This is a genomic window from Bacillus sp. JJ1773 (assembly GCF_036962035.1).
In the GTDB taxonomy this organism is placed as follows: domain Bacteria; phylum Bacillota; class Bacilli; order Bacillales; family Cytobacillaceae; genus Cytobacillus.
The window spans coordinates 84,136-100,947 of record NZ_JBALNX010000044.1 but is presented as its reverse complement, the minus strand read 5'-3'; the positions used below and the strand labels follow the sequence as shown (position 1 = coordinate 100,947).

The following is a 16,812-nucleotide window of genomic DNA, read 5'->3' as shown; positions in this document are numbered from 1 at the left end:
ACACTAGTACGTCCTGTACTTCGGGGGTAGGCGCTGGAGCTGGACATTACTCGAAATCGTAAAATATTTCTTTTTTACAGCCTGATGGGTTTGCCATCAGGCTGTTTTGTCTAATGCTTTTTATATGAGGTGTAATAATGGATATGATGCAGAACTTTTTAATAAAGAGAGCTTTTTTAACACCAGACAGACCTGCTTATCATTTTGCAGGAAAAACATATACTTTTTCCGAAGCTTATGAAAAAGCTCATACAATAGCTGGCCAATTAACGGGGTATGGAGCCCAAAAGGGACAGTTTGCCGGAGTATTGCTCAGTAGCCATGTAGACACTGTTTTCATTTATTTAGCCCTTCATTTGCTTGGTGTGAAGGCGGTTATATTAAATAATCGTTTGACCCCTTCAGAAATAGCATGGCAAATGCAGGATTCGCATTCGGATTTTTTGTTAACTGAAGAGAAATTTTCTAATACAGTTAATCAAATGAAACCGGTTCTTTCAGGTGTAACGATTATTGAAAAAGAGACACTTTTCAATTCCCCTGCTTCTAATCCGAGTATGATTGAAGAAATAAATTTAAACGATATATGTACAGTTATGTATACTTCAGGAACGACAGGACATCCAAAAGGTGTGCTTCAAACATATGGCAATCATTGGTGGAGTGCAATTGGCTCAGCATTAAATCTTGGGCTTTCTGAGCAGGATTGCTGGCTGTGCGCAGTGCCGTTATTTCATATTAGCGGCTATTCGATTCTAATGCGCAGCATCATATACGGAATGAAGATGGTGATTATGGAGGCCTTTGATGAAACAGAGGCAATCCAAACTATCCGAATTGAACATGTAACGATAATGTCCATTGTCAGTACGATGCTTTCACGGATTGAAGAAGAGCTAATAGATGAACATCTGCCTTCAGAATTTCGTTGTATGTTATTAGGGGGAGGCCCGGCCTCTAAAGCTTTACTCGAAAAATGCAGACATAAGCAAATACCCGTTTACCAAACATATGGCATGACAGAAACATCCTCCCAGATCGTAACTCTCTCTCCAGAGTATAGCATGAGTAAACTAGGCTCAGCCGGGAAGGTATTATTCCCGTCACAGTTAAAAATTGTTCGATCAGATGGAGAAGAAGCGGGACCAAATGAGGCAGGGGAAATCCTAGTGAAAGGACCTAATGTCACGAGCGGATATTTAAACAAAGAAGTTGAAACAAAGAAAAAGATTGTCAATGGCTGGTTGTCAACAGGTGATATTGGCACATTGGATCAAGAAGGATTTCTATATGTGTTGGATCGACGCTCGGATTTAATTATTTCCGGTGGTGAAAATATATATCCTGCTGAAATTGAAAGTGTGCTTGTTTCTCACCCAAGTATTTCGGATGCAGGAGTCATTGGTGTGAAGGATGAGGAATGGGGAGAGGTTCCGATTGCTTTTGTTGTTAAAGTAATTGAAGTTACTGCTGAAGAAATTCGCGAATTTTGCCAGCAGAAGCTTGCGAAATATAAAATACCGAAAAAAATCCTATTCCTTGATGAAATTCCTAGGAATGCCTCAAAAAAAATTTTAAGAAGAGAACTGCGAAAATTAATGTAAGATTAAAGGAAAGAGGCGCTTCCCAATGATTGCGCCTCTTAATGCAAAGTGTTATCCAAATGATGGTTCAAATGTTTTACAATCGGTTTCTTTACTATTATCAGCTGTTTTCCCCTTATGGCTGACTACATAAATCTGCTCTGCTGCACATTTATTTCCTTTTTCCCAAAATGAACAGTTATTGACTTCGCATAAAACGTCTTTTGCCATTAGGATCCACTCCTTCTAAGTTCAAAAAATAGGGTCCTTTTTTGTAACCCTAATTTAGGTTGTGGAACTGGCTTCTCCTTCATTCCTGCCATATGAAGGAATTACAATAAAAGAAAAACCCTCCAAATGGAGGGAGAATGGCTAATTTAGTGCTTTTTCAAGTGCCTTCAAATTTTCATTCATAATGGAAAAATAGGTTGAATCATTGTTAATATCATGTTCTGTTAGCACAGATAGATTGTGTAAATATAGAGGCTCTGCACCGAGCTCTTTCTGAATGATTTCCGTTAATTTAGAGCTTACATTTTGTTCAAAGAATACATATTTTAAATCATGTTCTTTAGCTTCAGTAATAATTTTCTCCAGCTGCTTTTGTGTAGGCTCACTAGACGAATTTAAGCCTGAAACACTGATTTGCTCGATCCCATAGCGCTTTTCCCAGTAGCCAAATGCTGCATGCGAAACAATTATTTCTTTATGCTTCGATTGATCAACGATTGTCTTAAAGTCATTATTTAATTGATCGAGCTCTTTAATAAGTTCATCATAATTCGCGTTAAAGACATCCTTGTGTTTTGGCATCTTTTCAATTAGTCCATTTTTTGTTGCTTCAGCTAGATCCTTTGCATAAATAGGATCAATCCATATATGTGGATCAATGTCTCCATGGTTATGACCATCATCTTCTTGGTGTTCTTCTTCATGGCTTCCTTCATCATCATGGTGGTCTTCTTCCTCATGAGCGCTATCTTTTTCGATATTTGTATCCAAGTGCACATTTTCTCCGGCTGCGATCATTTGAACGTCTTCGCCTTTTAAAATTTCCTTTGCCTTTTCGACAAAGCCCTCTAAGCCAAGGCCGATAAAAATAAATAAGTCTGCATCAGCTAATTTCATCATATCCTTTTGTGTAGGTTCAAATGAGTGTTCATCAGCCCCAGGAGGATACACTGTTTTAGTTTCAACATACTTTCCGCCAATCCGTTCAGCAAAGTATTGCAAAGGATAGACAGTCGTATAAACAGTTAATGTATCGTTGTTCTTTTCTTTTTCTTCTTCCCCAGCAGCACAGCCTGTTAAAAACAAACTAAGCATTAAGAACAAAATAAATATCTTTTTCATGTTTTCTCCCCTTAAAGTAAAGCGTACTCGTTACGATTTGTATTATAAAAAAATTTTTAATATTGCGCAATTCGTAATCATTACGATTACAAATGTAATTTTACAAGAGAAAGAAATAAAAATCAATCAAAAATATTTGGTTATGTTATTAGTTATTTGTTATGCTTAAAATGGAATTAAAATTTTGAGGTGTAAATCAAATGAAATTAATTGATGAAATTTTAACCTTTAATCAGCAATTTGTAGAAGAAAAACAGTATGAAGAATTTACGACAACTAAGTTTCCCAATAAACGCATGGTATTATTAACATGTATGGATACTCGCCTCGTAGAACTATTGCCAAGAGCGATGAATTTGCGAAATGGCGATGTAAAAATTGTTAAAAATGCGGGAGCGCTCGTTACCCATCCGTTTGGGAGTATTATGAGAAGCTTGCTCGTAGCAGTCTATGAGCTTCAAGCTGAGGAAGTTTTAATTATTGGGCATCATGATTGCGGTATGAGCGGAATGAAACCCGATCATATCCTTGAAAGCATGAGAAAGCGTGGTAAGTCAGAAGCGGCTCTTGACACGATTACTTATTCTGGTGTGGATGTTAAGGAGTGGCTAAAAGGCTTCGATAATGTCGAGGAAAGTGTTGCTCACAGCGTCAAGATGGTAAAGAAACACCCGTTAATGCCAAATGATGTGCCTGTACATGGGTTAGTTATTGAACCGCGTACAGGTAAATTGGATGTCGTTGTGAACGGCTACGAAGATATAAAATTTTTATAAAATAACTCCTATACAACTTGTCATGAAAAAGTGACAAGTTGTTTTATTTTTCAAAAAGTGTCTTCTCTTGCTTTTGCGGAACGGGATCAAAGCCACCCGGGTGAAAAGGATGACATTTCATAATTCTTTTTATTGTAAGCCAGCCGCCCTTTAATGCACCAAATCGTTTGACGGCTTCAAGGCCGTAATGAGAGCATGTAGGGTAAAATCGGCATGTGGGCGGTTTTAATGGCGAAATGACTATTTGGTAAAATCGAATCAGGCCAAGCAATATTTTTTTCAACATGAACAACAATCCATTCTTTCATTTTGATAAAAAGATAGCATATTCTATTGCAATTGTCGAAAGTAAGGTTTCAGCACTTAAGCAATAAGCATATTATATAAAATTGATGAATATACTCGGAATATAAGTTACAATGGAAGAAATAGCTTAGGAGTGATTTGTGATGCCTTCAGTAGAAAGCTTTGAATTGGATCATAACGCTGTAAAAGCACCATTTGTAAGACATTGTGGAGTACATAAGGTCGGTTCAGATGGTGTCGTTAATAAATACGATATACGATTTTGCCAGCCGAATAAACAGGCGATGAAGCCAGATGCTATCCATACATTGGAACATCTTCTTGCCTTTAATATTCGCAAGCATTCAGAGAAATATGATCACTTTGATATTATTGATATTTCCCCTATGGGCTGCCAGACAGGGTATTATTTAGTTGTAAGCGGAGAGCCGACTGTAGAGGAAATCATTGATTTGCTGGAAGATACAATGAAGGATGCGGTTGAAATTACTGAAATTCCTGCAGCCAATGAGAAGCAATGCGGCCAAGCAAAGTTGCATGATTTAGAAGGAGCTAAACGATTAATGCGTTTTTGGCTTGAACAATCGAAGGAAGACTTGAAGCAGGTTTTTGCATAAGTATTGATAAACAAAAAGCTAAGTGTACGCTGCTGATTATGTGTACTCTTAGCTTTTTTATATTAGAATAGATTTTTTAGGAAAATTAATTATCTGACTTATTTTCCAATTCCTCTTGGTCAGCGGGAATGGAATCTATAGAATCAACTGTGTGCTTAAACATATAAGCTTTAGAAGTTGTGACAACTGCCAAAACAATAACAATGGCAACAATAATCACCGATATGGCTAAAACAGTAATCATGAAAAATCCCCCCTCTTCTTAATTAGTTTAACATGAAATTCAACGAGAAGGAGGAAGGGAATTCGAAAAATTTGCTGAGAAGCGAATCGCAAGAAAATAAGGATTTGCTATGGGGAAAAGCCTGTGCAAAAAAATAAAAGCAGGGAGCATAAACAAATCGCTCAACTGCATTTTACTTTTTATAAATGAAAACGCTCTCATTTACCTGGTGGAATTATGTATTAAAAATAAGTCAGTGTATATTGCGATGTTGAATATTGGTGCTTCGCTGTGGCCTATAGTCTTCACTTGCAAATTTTCCTTTTAAGCTTTCGATTAAATAAAGCCCCATCAGATCATAAAGCTCTTGATTATTTAATTCATGAATAATATTTAATAAATCTTCCCTGCTCATTTCCTCTAGAAAAGCGAAGGTCAGCATATCAATATCTTCCTCATCACCAGTAAGCTTATGCCGATAAAGCTCATACAGTTCATCTACGATTTTCATCATGACACCCCCAACCTAAATTGTTTTTACTGTTATTTCTTATATTTTATACTTATTGAATCCCCTTGATGATAAAAAATATTCACCATTTGTCATTAAGGTTCCTTCTTTTTGAGAATAATATGTGACTTTAAGAAGAATAATGCATTTCGGCATTATTTTTAAACTGAATATGGAAAAGATAAGAATGAATATTAGCGTAAGGCACCCGCCTGCGGCTATTTTATCATAAGGGGCTGACTACTTTGGATGAAATGAAGAAAACGTATTATATAAAGGTAAATACTGGCGAAATTACAAAAAGTGTAACTGATTCGGCTTGGGATTTTAAAATAGAAGCAACAGATGAAGAGATTATTTCATTAAGGGAATTTTTTGATAACAATTATTCGATGGAATGGAAAAACTTCTACAGAGCCCATATTCCATTCATGGAATATCATAATGATAAAGAAAATGATGCGTATGATGATACACTAAGAAAAGTATATGGAATGATTTATCAGCTTGGAGATGAGGAAGCAAAAAGCCATATTGCAAGCATGGGGATTTTAGACGAAGATCAAAACAATTAATAGATCATAAGAAGGTCAGACCCTTCACTTGGAGTGCTTGGGTCTGACACTTAGCATAACAATCATATTACATCGCCATTTCAACGGCTGAATCAATTACTTCCTGAGGTACAGTAATGGCATCAATGTTATTGTGATTTGAATATTGTCCGTTCATTTTTTGATTCATGATAATGGTTTGGTCTTCTACAGTTAGCTCCATTTCCATATTCATATCTAGAGCAACTGGTAAAAATGACTCTTTATCAATTAAAAATTTATATTCCACGGCATTAATTTTCATGCTGTTCATAAGATCCTCTTGTGCCATTTCAGGAGGAAGTGACTCTGCAGCTGTTTCTTTAATGAAGTCATTAAATTTATCACCAGAAGCTTTCAGATTTAAGATATAATTCTTTGAATCTTGCTCAAAAGTGAAATCCTCCACAAACTGCTGTAATTTCTTAAGCTCTTCTCCAGGATTCGTTTGCTTACCTGACATTTGCAAGAATGCATCAGTCATTTCTTGTGGAAACTTCATCCACTGCTTCCCAGAAGGCTCATAAAAGTACATGCCTTCCTCAGTAAAGTAGCTCTCTGTTTCAAATTCCTCACCTGTATCCCCTAAGGACATCGTCATTTTTTGATAGAAGGCCATTGGGTCTTGTACAACGTTCATCTCAATGACAGACTGAGTTTGCAAGTTCATTTCTTCTTGATCGGAAGTTATATCTTGATCCAAGTTCATTTTTACTGAGAAGCTTGCTAGATTATTAGAGGCCTCTGTTGATTTTTCAAGAACTTCTTCTAATGTCAATTGGGATGGCTTTTCAGCAGCTGCAGGTGTTTTGCTATTCTTTGCAGATTCATTAACAGGCTCAGCAGTCTGATTACATGCAGCAAGCATGAAAGTCAATAGAAAGCCCGTCAAAATGGATAATGTTTTTTTCAAAATAGACACTCCCTTTTCGTTATTCACCTATTATATACGGGAAAATTAGCCAGCGGTTTCAATAAAATGAAGATTCATACTTTTTTCACATAATAATCCATAGGAAATATGAAATTAGTAACAGAAACGATTTCGCGATATAATTTAATTAAAATGTGGAGGTTTAAAATGGAAACATTTAAAGATTTTAACGGCGGAACAGTGAAGCTTTCCTTTAAAAATCATTCATTTAATCAAAAGCCAGAGCATGTTCTTGTTATATGTAAAATGAATGATAAATGGCTATTAACCAACCATTCAAAAAGGGGCATGGAATTTCCAGGGGGAAAAGTGGAACTAGGTGAGTCTCTTGAGGAAGCGGCGCGCAGAGAAGTGCTTGAGGAAACAGGTGCAACGATTAAAGAGCTGCAATTTATTGGAGAATATGAAGTTTCTGATGCGAAGAGTACGTTCGTAAAAGCAATTTTTTACGCATCCATAGATAAACTGGATGGCAAAGAACATTACTTTGAAACTAAAGGACCAGTACTGATTGAGGGAGATCTTTTGACATTAAGATGGGGCCCACAATTTAGCTTCATCATGAAGGATAAAGTGATTGAACAAAGTATATTGAAACTGATGCAAATGCGGTAAGGAGAGCGATTAATTAAAGAAAAGAAAATGGAAAGGGGAGTAATATGCTGAATATGAATCCAGAACAATTTGTATTGAAGCCAGTATTTGCTACAATTCATTGCGAGCCCAATTGGCGCTGGAAAAGAAGAGATATTCCCCTTCCTAATTACGATTTATTTTATATATGGAATGGGGAAGGAACGGTCATTCTTAATGATAAAAAGTATCAGGTTCAAAAAGGCAGCTGTTTTCTTTTTAAGCCGGGAGACAGGCCAGCTGCAGAGCATAACCCTCAATTTCCACTTGTATTAAGCTATATTCACTTTGACCTGCTTGAGTTTCCTGAAATGCTTCCGAATACTTATCGTATAGTTGAACATACTATCTGTTTTGAGTCACTTTTAACTCGCTATGTTCGCTTATTATTAGTACAATCATTTGGCGCTGAAATTGAGGCAAAGCTTATTTTAAAGCAATTAATGATTCAATTGCTAAGGGAAGAAATAGAGCATTTAGATTATCATGAAACAGCAAGCCACAGTATTCTCGAAACCATTCGAGAAATAGCAAATTATGTCCGTCAGCATCCAGGGGATTTACACTCAGTAATAAGCTTGTCAACTCGTGCCAATCTTTCACCGCGATATTTCTCCCAAAAGTTTAAAGAAATTATTGGCCAAACGGTGCGTTCATACATTATTCGTGCACGCATTGAACGGGCAGAGCATTTACTTCACTATACAGGAATGACAGTAACAGAGGTTGCAGAAGCACTTGGATATAATGACCTTCATTTTTTTAGCAGACAATTTAAGAAATATACAGGTAAAAAACCTTCACAACTTAGATAAGAATACTATCACTCAAAAACGTCAGGTCCTCTAACTTGACGTTTTTTTATTAATTGGATCAATTTCAAAACTCTGAGCCTTACAGGTCCAAGGCTTTAAAGCACTAAAAAAGGAGTACCTCCCCAAATGTCGCAAATAAGTAAGCACCACACAAACTTATGAGACGGGAGGAATACTCCCTATGACTATAATACGACGAGGAAGCCTATTTGACCTACAAGAATTATAAAATTTAGAACCTACCCATCGGTTTGAAGCTGTTTTTTCTGCCATCGACATTGAACCAATCTTCGCTGTGGTAACGAAGAAATCCCGTTATGATAGACCTGTCGAACTGAACTATGGCTATGCAGCCATGATTTACTCTCTAGTTGCTCGATTAACGGAACGTATTTCCTTTATTAAAGATTTGGTGAAGCGACTAAGCAATGATATGGTTTTTCGACTTGACTGCGGCTTTTTGGTATCTGATTCTGTGCCATCTGAAGCGGCTTATTGAAGAATGGTCACAATCATTAGTGAATCGAACGTTCTTGAAGATTCTAATGAATCGCTTCTACATCAAGCCATTACTGAAGGCTTTATCACCGATGACACGGCTGCCATTGATGCGACACACTTTGAAGCAAAAGATCAGGCACCCCTGAAAGAGGAAAAACCAAAACCAGAACCCAAGAAGCGTGGGCGTAAATCAAAGGAAGAAAGGGAATAATGTTTGATTGAAAAAGCTGAGCGTGAAGCCAATCAGCCTCTCTTTGAAAAGAAAATTGAAGATCAGTTGGATGTTCCCTTAGATCAACTTCGTGCCGAGATTCCCCAGAATCCAGAGTGGGGAGTTAAGAAAAACAGTGATGGGAAGAACGTTTTTTGGTATGGTTATAAGGCGCATTTAGCCGTTGGAACAACAAGTCAATATATTCTTCAACCGCTTTTTTCTTCGGGTAATTTGAATGACGGAAAAGCAGCGATTCCTTTATTAAAAGGAATCCATGAGCGTCTTCAACTTTCAACTCTACGTTACGAAACGATGGACGCAGGCTATGATTACGAACCGATTTATACACAGGTTCACCGAATGGAACACCAATCAGTGATTGCCTATAATCGGCGTAATGAACCTGATCCTGTAGGTTTTGATAAACATTTCGCACCTACCTGTTTTAGGGAACACTCGTATCGCTATGATAGTTTCGATACAAAATACGAAACACTCAAATACACACGACCAAAGGAATGTAAAGATTGTCCCTTGGCCAATCAAGGACTTTGTCAAAAGATGTATAAAGTTAAAATCACGACTGAATCTCAGAAAATATACTGCACCGGCTCGAGGATCAAAAGCTTGAAAACAATCTTTAAACGCCGTACAGCAGTAGAGCGTGTAAATGCTTATCTCAAACTATATTTTCAACTAAACAATGTACGTTATCGTACTGGAAAACGCGCTAAAGTTCACTTTGATTTGGTTACTCTGGTTTATAATGCCTCGAAATTAGCTACCGATCGAATTAATGCATCTTTAAGTAATCAAAAACAAGTTGCATAATTATTAAAAATTATATAGAGCAAAATTCTATAGGGCTGTGTTTCTTTAAAATAAGGAATTATAAAATTGATTCAATATTCTAAAAAGGGTAAAAAAGATATGACTCTTTTGTGAGGTGTGCCACGGCCTTTTCAGGTTTTAAAGGGGTCTAACCCATACTAGATTTTTAAATTAAATATTGGTATATTAAGTGTACAATGTTTATTAGAAAATTTTGTGTGGGGGATTAGGAAGGGGGAGAGGGTCATTAGTTTATATCGTGAGCCTCTACATTATCAAATTAGAAAAATATTGCGGCAGAGAATTAATGACGGAGTTTATCAAAACATGCTTCCAGGAGAATTAGATTTAATGAAAGAGTTTTCCGTTAGTCGTGCTACGATTCGGGAGGCCATTTCTGGGTGTGTGCAAGAAGGACTACTTGTAAGGATTCAGGGGAAGGGAACTTTCGTATCTAAAAAGCCTGTTCAAGATTGGTTGGGATACCTTTATGGTTTCTCGGAAACAATGGAAGAGTTGGGATTTAACCCAACGGCTAAAGTGATTAAGAGTTCACAAGTTGAAGATTCGGAAATCAGTAAAATTCTTAAAACAGATAACTTATACCTCATCGAAAGACTGAGGCTGATTAATGGAGAGCCTATTGCTTTAGAGATTACCTATTTTCCTTATGAAATTGGAATTCGTATGGCAGACAACGACAATCTAGTATTTTATTCTTTCATCGAGCAAGAGCTGGGTATTACATTAGAACGAGCGGAACAGTCAATCTCTGCCATGGTGGCTACACAAAATGAGGCCAAGCATTTAAATATCTCAGTTGGTCACCCATTACTTAATATTAGCAGAGTCACCTACTCTGACCGGGATGAACTGATTCAAGTAGCGAGGATTATTTATCGAGGGGATCAATACAAATTAAACATTGATTTAAAAAGATCGAAGAAAAGTTAGTGCCCCAGTAAAAAAAAAAGAAATAAATATTGACAATTATCCGAATATTCATTAATATCTAGTTAAACATATCACCTTGACCTATGTTGTACTGATAACATACATTTTGTGAAATGAACCTTTATAACGTTCATTAGATTAACTGTCAGTTGTTTTGTATAGTTGATGTGATGCTATGTGTTAAGGGTCATGTTTTTTTTTACAGTATAATGTCCGTACAACATACAATAGCTGATTTGAAAATGAATTGATATTGGCAATAAGTTATTATCCTATGAATTGAATTTATTAAACATTCGTTTAATGAATCTATTATCCTTTTTAAGGGGGCAGGGGTTTTGAGCATTGTTATTGACGATTCCTGAAAGCGCTTTAGTTTTAGTGAAGACCCCATCTTTTTTAAGGTAGGAGGATTTTTATGGAAAGTCAGACAGTACCTTGTAATTCCGTGGCCATAGTAACAGGAGGTACCTCTGGTCTAGGGCTTGCTGTTGTTCAACGGTTTTTAGAAAAGGGAAAAACAGTGGCCATCCTCGATATTTCGCAAGAAAGAGGAGAGGCATTGGAAAAATCACTTAGAGAGGAAGGGAAGGACGTTTACTTCTTTTCGGCTGATGTCGCCAATCAGGAAAATGTGAAACAGGTTGTGGGTGAGATTTATAAGACATTAGGGCGAATTGATTTTTTAGTGAATGCAGCAGGAATCAATCGCCGTAATGAAGCGGTTGATGTGAGTGATGAAGAATTAAAATCGGTGATGGAAATTAATCTAAATGGAACGGTGTATATGTGTCAAGCAGTTCAACCGTATTTGGTTCAAGAAGGCGGCGGGTCAATTGTCAACTTCGCTTCTGTTTTGGCCCATTACGGAGGGAAGTATTTGATTTCATATTCTGCTTCCAAAGGTGCTGTTATTCAGGCTACCCAATGCCTTGCTGTTGAATGGGCAGAACATAATATTCGGGTTAATGCCGTTTGCCCCGGTTATGTAAAAACACCGATATCTGGGACATGGAAAGACCCAATGTTTCATGAGAGGGTTGTAACGAGGACACCACAGAGGCGTTTTGGAGAACCAGAAGAAATAGCAGCGGTTGTTGACTTTTTATGTTCGTCCGATGCTAGCTATATTACCGGGGCCGCGATTCCGGTTGACGGAGGACTTTTAGCAGGAGACCCTGAATTAACAGCAAGACTTCAACTATAATCCCCAAAAAATTTTATCATCATTAATTAGTATTTGAGGAGGAGTCCAAGGTCATGAGTAAGAACCCCCATAATTTATCCAATATACGAAAGATTACTTTTGCAAGCTTTATTGGTTCGTTATTAGAATGGTATGACTTTTTTCTATATGGAACAGCAGCAGCTCTCGTATTTAATAAATTATTCTTTCCCAACATCGACCCGGTAATTGGGGTGGTTGCCTCATTCGGTACCTTTGCCGTTGGGTTCGTTTCCAGACCGATCGGCGGAATCATTTTTGGGCATTTTGGCGATAAAATCGGCAGAAAGAAAGTCCTAATAACCACCCTTATGATCATGGGTGTTGGAACATTCCTTATAGGAGCATTGCCAACTTACGATTCGATTGGGATTTGGGCACCAATTATCTTGATTACTTTGCGGTTCGCGCAAGGGCTCGGATTGGGCGGGGAATATGCAGGAGCAGCTTTAATTGTCATAGAGCATGCCCCACGTAAGCAAAGAGGTCTATGGAGCGGTTTTGCCCAGTCGGCTGCCTCAGCTGGACTATTGTTGTCAACCGGAACCTTTGCCTTACTGACCTTACTTCCAGAAGAACAATTTATGTCATGGGGCTGGCGCATTCCGTTTTTAGCAAGCATCATTATGTTGGCTGTTGGTATGTTTATTCGATTGAGTATTGCCGAAACACCATCTTTCCAAAAAGTAAAAGAAACCAAAACCGAAGCTCGTATCCCCTTTTTCGAACTGCTTCGGACCTATCCGAAAAGCCTGCTATTAGCCTTTGGGGCCCGCCTTGGAGAAACCGTTTCGTCGAATATTTTTAACGCGTTTGCCATCGCATACGTGGGCACTTATTTAGGACTTTCAAAAACGATTGCGTTAAATGGTGTTTTATTAGGTTCAGCTATTGCAATTATCTTTATGCCTATATTTGGAAAGTTATCAGATCGAATCGGACGCCGACGGGTTTACATGGTGGGGCCGGCATTTCTGATTGTGTTTTCCTACCCCTTCTTTTGGATGCTTAATACGAAGGTACCAGCCCTCATTTATCTTGCTGTCATTTTAGGATTGGTGTTTGGTACCATGTTGATGTTCAGCGTCCAGGCAGTATACTTTGCCGAAATGTTTGGGACTCGGGTTCGTTACAGCGGCATTTCCGTAGCGTATCAGCTTTCGTCCATAATTGGTGGAATAACACCACTCGTAGCGACTTCCTTGCTCCCTGCAAGTGGTACGCCATGGGCAATTGCCGGGATCTTGATGGTAATCGGTGTAATTTCATTAGTATCGACCTATCTATCACCAGAAACATTCAAAAAGGATGTTTCGGAGAAGGAAGATGAAATAGTTGCCGTTGATGGACCTGATCAGCTTAATCCAGAATTAAGAGAAAGTCTATAAAGAAATTTAAGAATATTGTGAAAATGGTGGGAGAATCGAGTTGGTGGATTTCCCCACTATTTTCAAAGGAGGCAGGGAATTGACAACGATTCAAAATGTAAATAAATCTAAAACACATAACTTAGTAGAATTACTCTATCAAATGGAAGTTATTCGTAATTTTGAGGAAAAAGTAGAGAAGTTGTTTCTGCAGGGAAAAATTCCCGGCACGATGCATTTGTGTATCGGCCAGGAAGCAACTGCTGTAGGGGCATGTGCTGTCTTGGGGGAAGAGGACAAAATTATCAGCACCCATCGCGGACACGGGCACTGTATTGCTAAAGGAGCGGATATCAATCGGATGATGGCCGAATTGTTGGGGCGTGAAACGGGCTATTGTAAAGGGAAAGGAGGTTCTATGCACATTGCCGATTTGGACATAGGGAACCTAGGTGCAAATGGGATTGTTGCAGCGGGTCTTCCAATTGCTACAGGCGCTGCTTTGACGGCTAAAATGAAAAAACTAAATTATGTGGTAGTTTGTTTCTTTGGTGATGGGGCAACAAATGAAGGTGCCTTTCATGAGGCATTGAATTTAGCGGCAATATGGGATCTACCTGTTATCTTCTTTTGCGAAAATAACCAGTACGGAATGTCGGGTTCGATTAAAGAAATGGTGAGAATCGAGAATCTTGCCGACCGGGCTGCTTCCTATGGAATTTCTGGAAAGGTCATTGACGGAAATGATATATGGAATGTCATCGAAGCCATGGAAGAAGCGGTAGAACGAGCAAGAAAAGGGGAAGGACCTAGCCTGATTGAAGCAAAAACTTATCGCTGGAGTGGCCATTCCAAAAGCGATGCGCGGAAATATAGAACCCGTGAGGAAGAGAAAGAGTGGAAAAATCTCGATCCGATTGCCAGGCTTACAAAGCGTTTAATAAAAGATGGTATTTTAACAGATAAAGACTATCAAGCTATGAAAGAGCAGGTAGAAATAGAGTTGCAGGAAGCCATACAATTTGCTGTGAATAGTCCAATGCCCTCACTTGAAACATTAGAAGAGGATGTATACGCATAATTCTATTTGGAGGGGTTTGAATGATTAGAGAGAAGACTTATGTTGAAGCGATTAGAGAATCAATGTGCCAAGAAATGAGGGAAAATAACGATGTCTTTATTCTTGGTGAAGATATTGGGGTTTACGGGGGGGCATTCGGTGTAACGAACGGTATGCTTGAGGAGTTTGGACCTGAAAGGGTCCGGAGTACGCCAATATCGGAAGCAGCCATCAGCGGATGTGCGGTAGGTGCTGCGGTAACAGGTATGCGTCCTATTCTCGAACTGCAGTTCTCCGACTTCGTTACTGTGGCAATGGATAATATCGTCAATCAGGCGGCAAAACTGCGCTACATGTTTGGTGGAAAGGGCAAGGTTCCTGTTGTCATTCGTACCCCCGGAGGCTCTGGTGCCGGTCTAGCCGCCCAGCATTCACAAAGTTTAGAAGCATGGACGGCCCATATCCCGGGATTAAAGGTTGTTCAGCCTTCTACTCCATATGATGCCAAAGGGTTATTAAAAGCTGCCATGGATGATGATAATCCGGTCATGTTTTATGAACATAAATTGCTTTATGGTATGAAAGGACATGTCCCTGAGGAAGTCTATTCAATCCCATTAGGAAAGGCAGATATCAAAAAAGAGGGAACAGACGTAACGATTGTGGCCACATCTATTATGGTGCACAAATCATTAGAAGCTGCCCGTCTATTGGAAAAAGAGGGAATAAGCGCTGAGGTAATTGATCCTCGTACATTGGTTCCACTAGATGAAGAAACGATTATTAACTCCGTAAGAAAAACGGGTCGAGTTGTTGTCGTGTATGAGGCGGTAAAAAGAGGGGGATACGGGGCAGAGATTGCCAGCATGATTGCGGAAAGCGATGCATTTGATTATTTAGACGCACCTATTGTCAGGCTTGGCGGGTTACCGATACCGATGCCCTATAATCCAATATTAGAGAAAAAAGCAGTGCCCCAAGTAGAGGATATTATAGAAGCAGTAAGATCTACCATACACCATCGATAAAGGAGGGATCTTTACGTGGCAACAGAAGTGTTGATGCCGAAATTGGGAGCTACGATGGAAAGCGGAAGGATTATGAAGTGGCTTAAACAATTAGGGGAAACTGTAGATTCTGGAGATCCTCTAGTAGAGATTATGACAGATAAAATAAACATCGAAGTAGAGGCCGATACGGCCGGCGTGTTGACTAAAATTATCTATCAAGAAGACGAGGAGGCAAATGTGGGCGAAATAATTGGCTACATAGGGCAGGAAGGTGAAGTTGAGCTTTCCACAGTCTATTCAGAAACAGGTTTATTGCCCCAGGATGAGCCGACATTACATTTTCCAAAGGTAAGAAGAACTCCTGCAGCGAGAAAATTGGCGATATCTAGAGGTGTAAACCTGGAAGATGTAAAAGGTACTGGACCGCAAGGCCGCATTCAACGAAAAGACGTTGAGGAGTTTACTAAAAAAATTGTGAAACCAACACCACTTGCCAGCAAAATCGCTAAAGATCAAAATATCGACGTGGCTTCGATAAAAGGTTCGGGTGTAAATGGGAAAATTTTGCGCAGTGATGTCGTTGAAAAATTAAATGAATTGGAAACGTCTCTTCCTGCAACCGAACGTATTAAGGTGCAGGGAATTCGTAAAATTGTCTCACAGAGGATGGCTCAGAGTGCCTTTACCGCTCCTCATGTCACTATCATGACGGAAGTGGATATGTCTAATGTCATCGAGATGCGCAAGCAACTATTACCGGGCATTGAAAAACAGACAAATCTTCGTTTATCTTATACCGAAATTATCATGAAGACAGTAGCGCAAACTTTACGGAAACATCCGAAAATAAATGCTTCCCTAAATGGTGATGAAATCATTTTGCATTCACAGGTGAATATCGGGTTAGCGGTTTCGATTCCCGATGGCTTATTGGTTCCTGTAGTAAAAACTGCCGACCAAAAGGGGCTGGCAGAATTAACGAAGGAATGTAAGCGATTAAGTGGATTGACCCGTGATGGGAAGCTGCAGCCGGATGATATGGCGAGTGGAACCTTTACTATTAGTAATTTAGGCATGTATGCCGTGGATACGTTTACCCCAATCATTAACCAGCCGGAGTCCGCCATCCTCGGGGTAGGGCGTATTCATGAGAAAGTGGTTGGAGTTAACGGTAAAATTGAGCTCCGTTCGATGGTTTCGCTAAGCTTGGCATTTGATCATCGGGTAATTGACGGAGCGCCAGCAGCCGCATTTTTGACTGAGCTAAAAGAAATGCTTGAGAATCCATATCAGCTTTTGGTATAAG

The 16,812-nt window shown here is 38.9% G+C and carries 20 protein-coding genes; 14 read left to right on the top strand and 6 right to left on the bottom strand.

The window, feature by feature from the left end; all coding sequences use genetic code 11:
- The first annotated feature begins 143 nt into the window (after positions 1–143).
- The gene (locus V7127_RS13275) at positions 144–1,604 is read left to right on the top strand and encodes an o-succinylbenzoate--CoA ligase (protein ID WP_335486777.1); all 1,461 of its coding nucleotides are present in this window, start codon (positions 144–146) and stop codon (positions 1,602–1,604) included.
- A gap of 51 nt (positions 1,605–1,655) precedes the next feature.
- On the opposite strand, the gene V7127_RS13270 is transcribed toward V7127_RS13275, so the two are convergent.
- A complete protein-coding gene (locus V7127_RS13270) occupies positions 1,656–1,814 on the bottom strand; it encodes a DUF1540 domain-containing protein (RefSeq protein WP_335347445.1) in 159 nt (52 codons plus the stop codon).
- A 141-nt stretch (positions 1,815–1,955) separates the two neighbouring features.
- Positions 1,956–2,936 (bottom strand): metal ABC transporter solute-binding protein, Zn/Mn family, encoded by a 981-nt coding sequence (locus V7127_RS13265; RefSeq protein ID WP_335486738.1) that lies wholly within the window; start codon positions 2,934–2,936, stop codon positions 1,956–1,958.
- Positions 2,937–3,136: 200 nt separating this feature from the next.
- On the opposite strand from V7127_RS13265, the gene V7127_RS13260 reads away from it, so the two are divergent.
- Positions 3,137–3,712: a beta-class carbonic anhydrase gene (locus V7127_RS13260; protein WP_335347447.1), complete on the top strand. Its 576-nt coding sequence runs from the start codon at positions 3,137–3,139 to the stop codon at positions 3,710–3,712.
- Between the two features lie 43 nt (positions 3,713–3,755).
- Here the strand turns inward: V7127_RS13260 and yidD are convergent, their stop codons facing one another.
- Positions 3,756–3,998, bottom strand: a complete 243-nt coding sequence (gene yidD, locus V7127_RS13255) for a membrane protein insertion efficiency factor YidD (protein WP_335347448.1) — start codon at positions 3,996–3,998, stop codon at positions 3,756–3,758.
- Between the two features lie 163 nt (positions 3,999–4,161).
- Here yidD and V7127_RS13250 point away from each other — a divergent pair, with 163 nt between their 5' ends.
- The gene (locus V7127_RS13250; protein WP_335353308.1) at positions 4,162–4,635 is read left to right on the top strand and encodes an S-ribosylhomocysteine lyase; all 474 of its coding nucleotides are present in this window, start codon (positions 4,162–4,164) and stop codon (positions 4,633–4,635) included.
- 85 nt (positions 4,636–4,720) lie between these two features.
- On the opposite strand, the gene ytzI is transcribed toward V7127_RS13250, so the two are convergent.
- Positions 4,721–4,879, bottom strand: coding sequence for a YtzI protein (gene ytzI / locus V7127_RS13245; protein ID WP_335347450.1), 159 nt, complete (start codon positions 4,877–4,879; stop codon positions 4,721–4,723).
- Between the two features lie 232 nt (positions 4,880–5,111).
- Positions 5,112–5,369, bottom strand: a complete 258-nt coding sequence (locus tag V7127_RS13240) for a DUF6154 family protein (protein ID WP_335347458.1) — start codon at positions 5,367–5,369, stop codon at positions 5,112–5,114.
- Positions 5,370–5,614: 245 nt separating this feature from the next.
- On the opposite strand from V7127_RS13240, the gene V7127_RS13235 reads away from it, so the two are divergent.
- Positions 5,615–5,944, top strand: a complete 330-nt coding sequence (locus V7127_RS13235; protein WP_438824007.1) for a hydrolase — start codon at positions 5,615–5,617, stop codon at positions 5,942–5,944.
- Between the two features lie 67 nt (positions 5,945–6,011).
- Here V7127_RS13235 and V7127_RS13230 read toward each other — a convergent pair whose 3' ends face one another.
- Positions 6,012–6,884, bottom strand: a complete 873-nt coding sequence (locus tag V7127_RS13230; protein ID WP_335486735.1) for a DUF6612 family protein — start codon at positions 6,882–6,884, stop codon at positions 6,012–6,014.
- A gap of 159 nt (positions 6,885–7,043) precedes the next feature.
- On the opposite strand from V7127_RS13230, the gene ytkD reads away from it, so the two are divergent.
- The 10 genes from ytkD to V7127_RS13185 all read left to right on the top strand — a co-directional run bounded on the left by ytkD (position 7,044) and on the right by V7127_RS13185 (position 16,811).
- Positions 7,044–7,511, top strand: a complete 468-nt coding sequence (gene ytkD / locus V7127_RS13225) for an RNA deprotection pyrophosphohydrolase (RefSeq protein WP_335353310.1) — start codon at positions 7,044–7,046, stop codon at positions 7,509–7,511.
- Positions 7,512–7,555: 44 nt separating this feature from the next.
- A complete protein-coding gene (locus V7127_RS13220) occupies positions 7,556–8,344 on the top strand; it encodes an AraC family transcriptional regulator (protein WP_335486732.1) in 789 nt (262 codons plus the stop codon).
- 502 nt (positions 8,345–8,846) lie between these two features.
- Positions 8,847–9,056 carry a hypothetical protein gene (locus V7127_RS25905; RefSeq protein WP_438824006.1) on the top strand — a complete coding sequence of 70 codons (210 nt, stop codon included), beginning with the start codon at positions 8,847–8,849 and terminating at the stop codon, positions 9,054–9,056.
- A gap of 3 nt (positions 9,057–9,059) precedes the next feature.
- Positions 9,060–9,890, top strand: coding sequence for a transposase (locus V7127_RS25900; RefSeq protein WP_438824005.1), 831 nt, complete (start codon positions 9,060–9,062; stop codon positions 9,888–9,890).
- Positions 9,891–10,106: 216 nt separating this feature from the next.
- Positions 10,107–10,844 carry a GntR family transcriptional regulator gene (locus V7127_RS13210; protein ID WP_335347454.1) on the top strand — a complete coding sequence of 246 codons (738 nt, stop codon included), beginning with the start codon at positions 10,107–10,109 and terminating at the stop codon, positions 10,842–10,844.
- Between the two features lie 418 nt (positions 10,845–11,262).
- Positions 11,263–12,051 carry an SDR family NAD(P)-dependent oxidoreductase gene (locus V7127_RS13205; RefSeq protein ID WP_335347455.1) on the top strand — a complete coding sequence of 263 codons (789 nt, stop codon included), beginning with the start codon at positions 11,263–11,265 and terminating at the stop codon, positions 12,049–12,051.
- Positions 12,052–12,104: 53 nt separating this feature from the next.
- The gene (locus V7127_RS13200) at positions 12,105–13,457 is read left to right on the top strand and encodes an MFS transporter (RefSeq protein WP_335486729.1); all 1,353 of its coding nucleotides are present in this window, start codon (positions 12,105–12,107) and stop codon (positions 13,455–13,457) included.
- Positions 13,458–13,536: 79 nt separating this feature from the next.
- Positions 13,537–14,517, top strand: a complete 981-nt coding sequence (locus V7127_RS13195) for a thiamine pyrophosphate-dependent dehydrogenase E1 component subunit alpha (protein ID WP_438824004.1) — start codon at positions 13,537–13,539, stop codon at positions 14,515–14,517.
- A 23-nt stretch (positions 14,518–14,540) separates the two neighbouring features.
- Positions 14,541–15,524 carry an alpha-ketoacid dehydrogenase subunit beta gene (locus tag V7127_RS13190; RefSeq protein ID WP_335344409.1) on the top strand — a complete coding sequence of 328 codons (984 nt, stop codon included), beginning with the start codon at positions 14,541–14,543 and terminating at the stop codon, positions 15,522–15,524.
- A gap of 15 nt (positions 15,525–15,539) precedes the next feature.
- A complete protein-coding gene (locus V7127_RS13185; protein ID WP_335486726.1) occupies positions 15,540–16,811 on the top strand; it encodes a dihydrolipoamide acetyltransferase family protein in 1,272 nt (423 codons plus the stop codon).
- Position 16,812: the final 1 nt, after the last annotated feature.

Excerpts from the sequence above, each read along its gene's own strand:
- V7127_RS13275 (WP_335486777.1), top strand. The coding sequence starts at position 144 with ATGATGCAGAACTTTTTAATAAAGAGAGCTTTTTTAACACCAGACAGA.
- V7127_RS13270 (WP_335347445.1), bottom strand. The coding sequence starts at position 1,814 with ATGGCAAAAGACGTTTTATGCGAAGTCAATAACTGTTCATTTTGGGAA.
- V7127_RS13265 (WP_335486738.1), bottom strand. The coding sequence starts at position 2,936 with ATGAAAAAGATATTTATTTTGTTCTTAATGCTTAGTTTGTTTTTAACA.
- V7127_RS13260 (WP_335347447.1), top strand. The coding sequence starts at position 3,137 with ATGAAATTAATTGATGAAATTTTAACCTTTAATCAGCAATTTGTAGAA.
- yidD (WP_335347448.1), bottom strand. The coding sequence starts at position 3,998 with ATGTTGAAAAAAATATTGCTTGGCCTGATTCGATTTTACCAAATAGTC.
- V7127_RS13250 (WP_335353308.1), top strand. The coding sequence starts at position 4,162 with ATGCCTTCAGTAGAAAGCTTTGAATTGGATCATAACGCTGTAAAAGCA.
- ytzI (WP_335347450.1), bottom strand. The coding sequence starts at position 4,879 with ATGATTACTGTTTTAGCCATATCGGTGATTATTGTTGCCATTGTTATT.
- V7127_RS13240 (WP_335347458.1), bottom strand. The coding sequence starts at position 5,369 with ATGAAAATCGTAGATGAACTGTATGAGCTTTATCGGCATAAGCTTACT.
- ytkD (WP_335353310.1), top strand. The coding sequence starts at position 7,044 with ATGGAAACATTTAAAGATTTTAACGGCGGAACAGTGAAGCTTTCCTTT.
- V7127_RS13220 (WP_335486732.1), top strand. The coding sequence starts at position 7,556 with ATGCTGAATATGAATCCAGAACAATTTGTATTGAAGCCAGTATTTGCT.
- V7127_RS25905 (WP_438824006.1), top strand. The coding sequence starts at position 8,847 with ATGGTCACAATCATTAGTGAATCGAACGTTCTTGAAGATTCTAATGAA.
- V7127_RS13205 (WP_335347455.1), top strand. The coding sequence starts at position 11,263 with ATGGAAAGTCAGACAGTACCTTGTAATTCCGTGGCCATAGTAACAGGA.
- V7127_RS13200 (WP_335486729.1), top strand. The coding sequence starts at position 12,105 with ATGAGTAAGAACCCCCATAATTTATCCAATATACGAAAGATTACTTTT.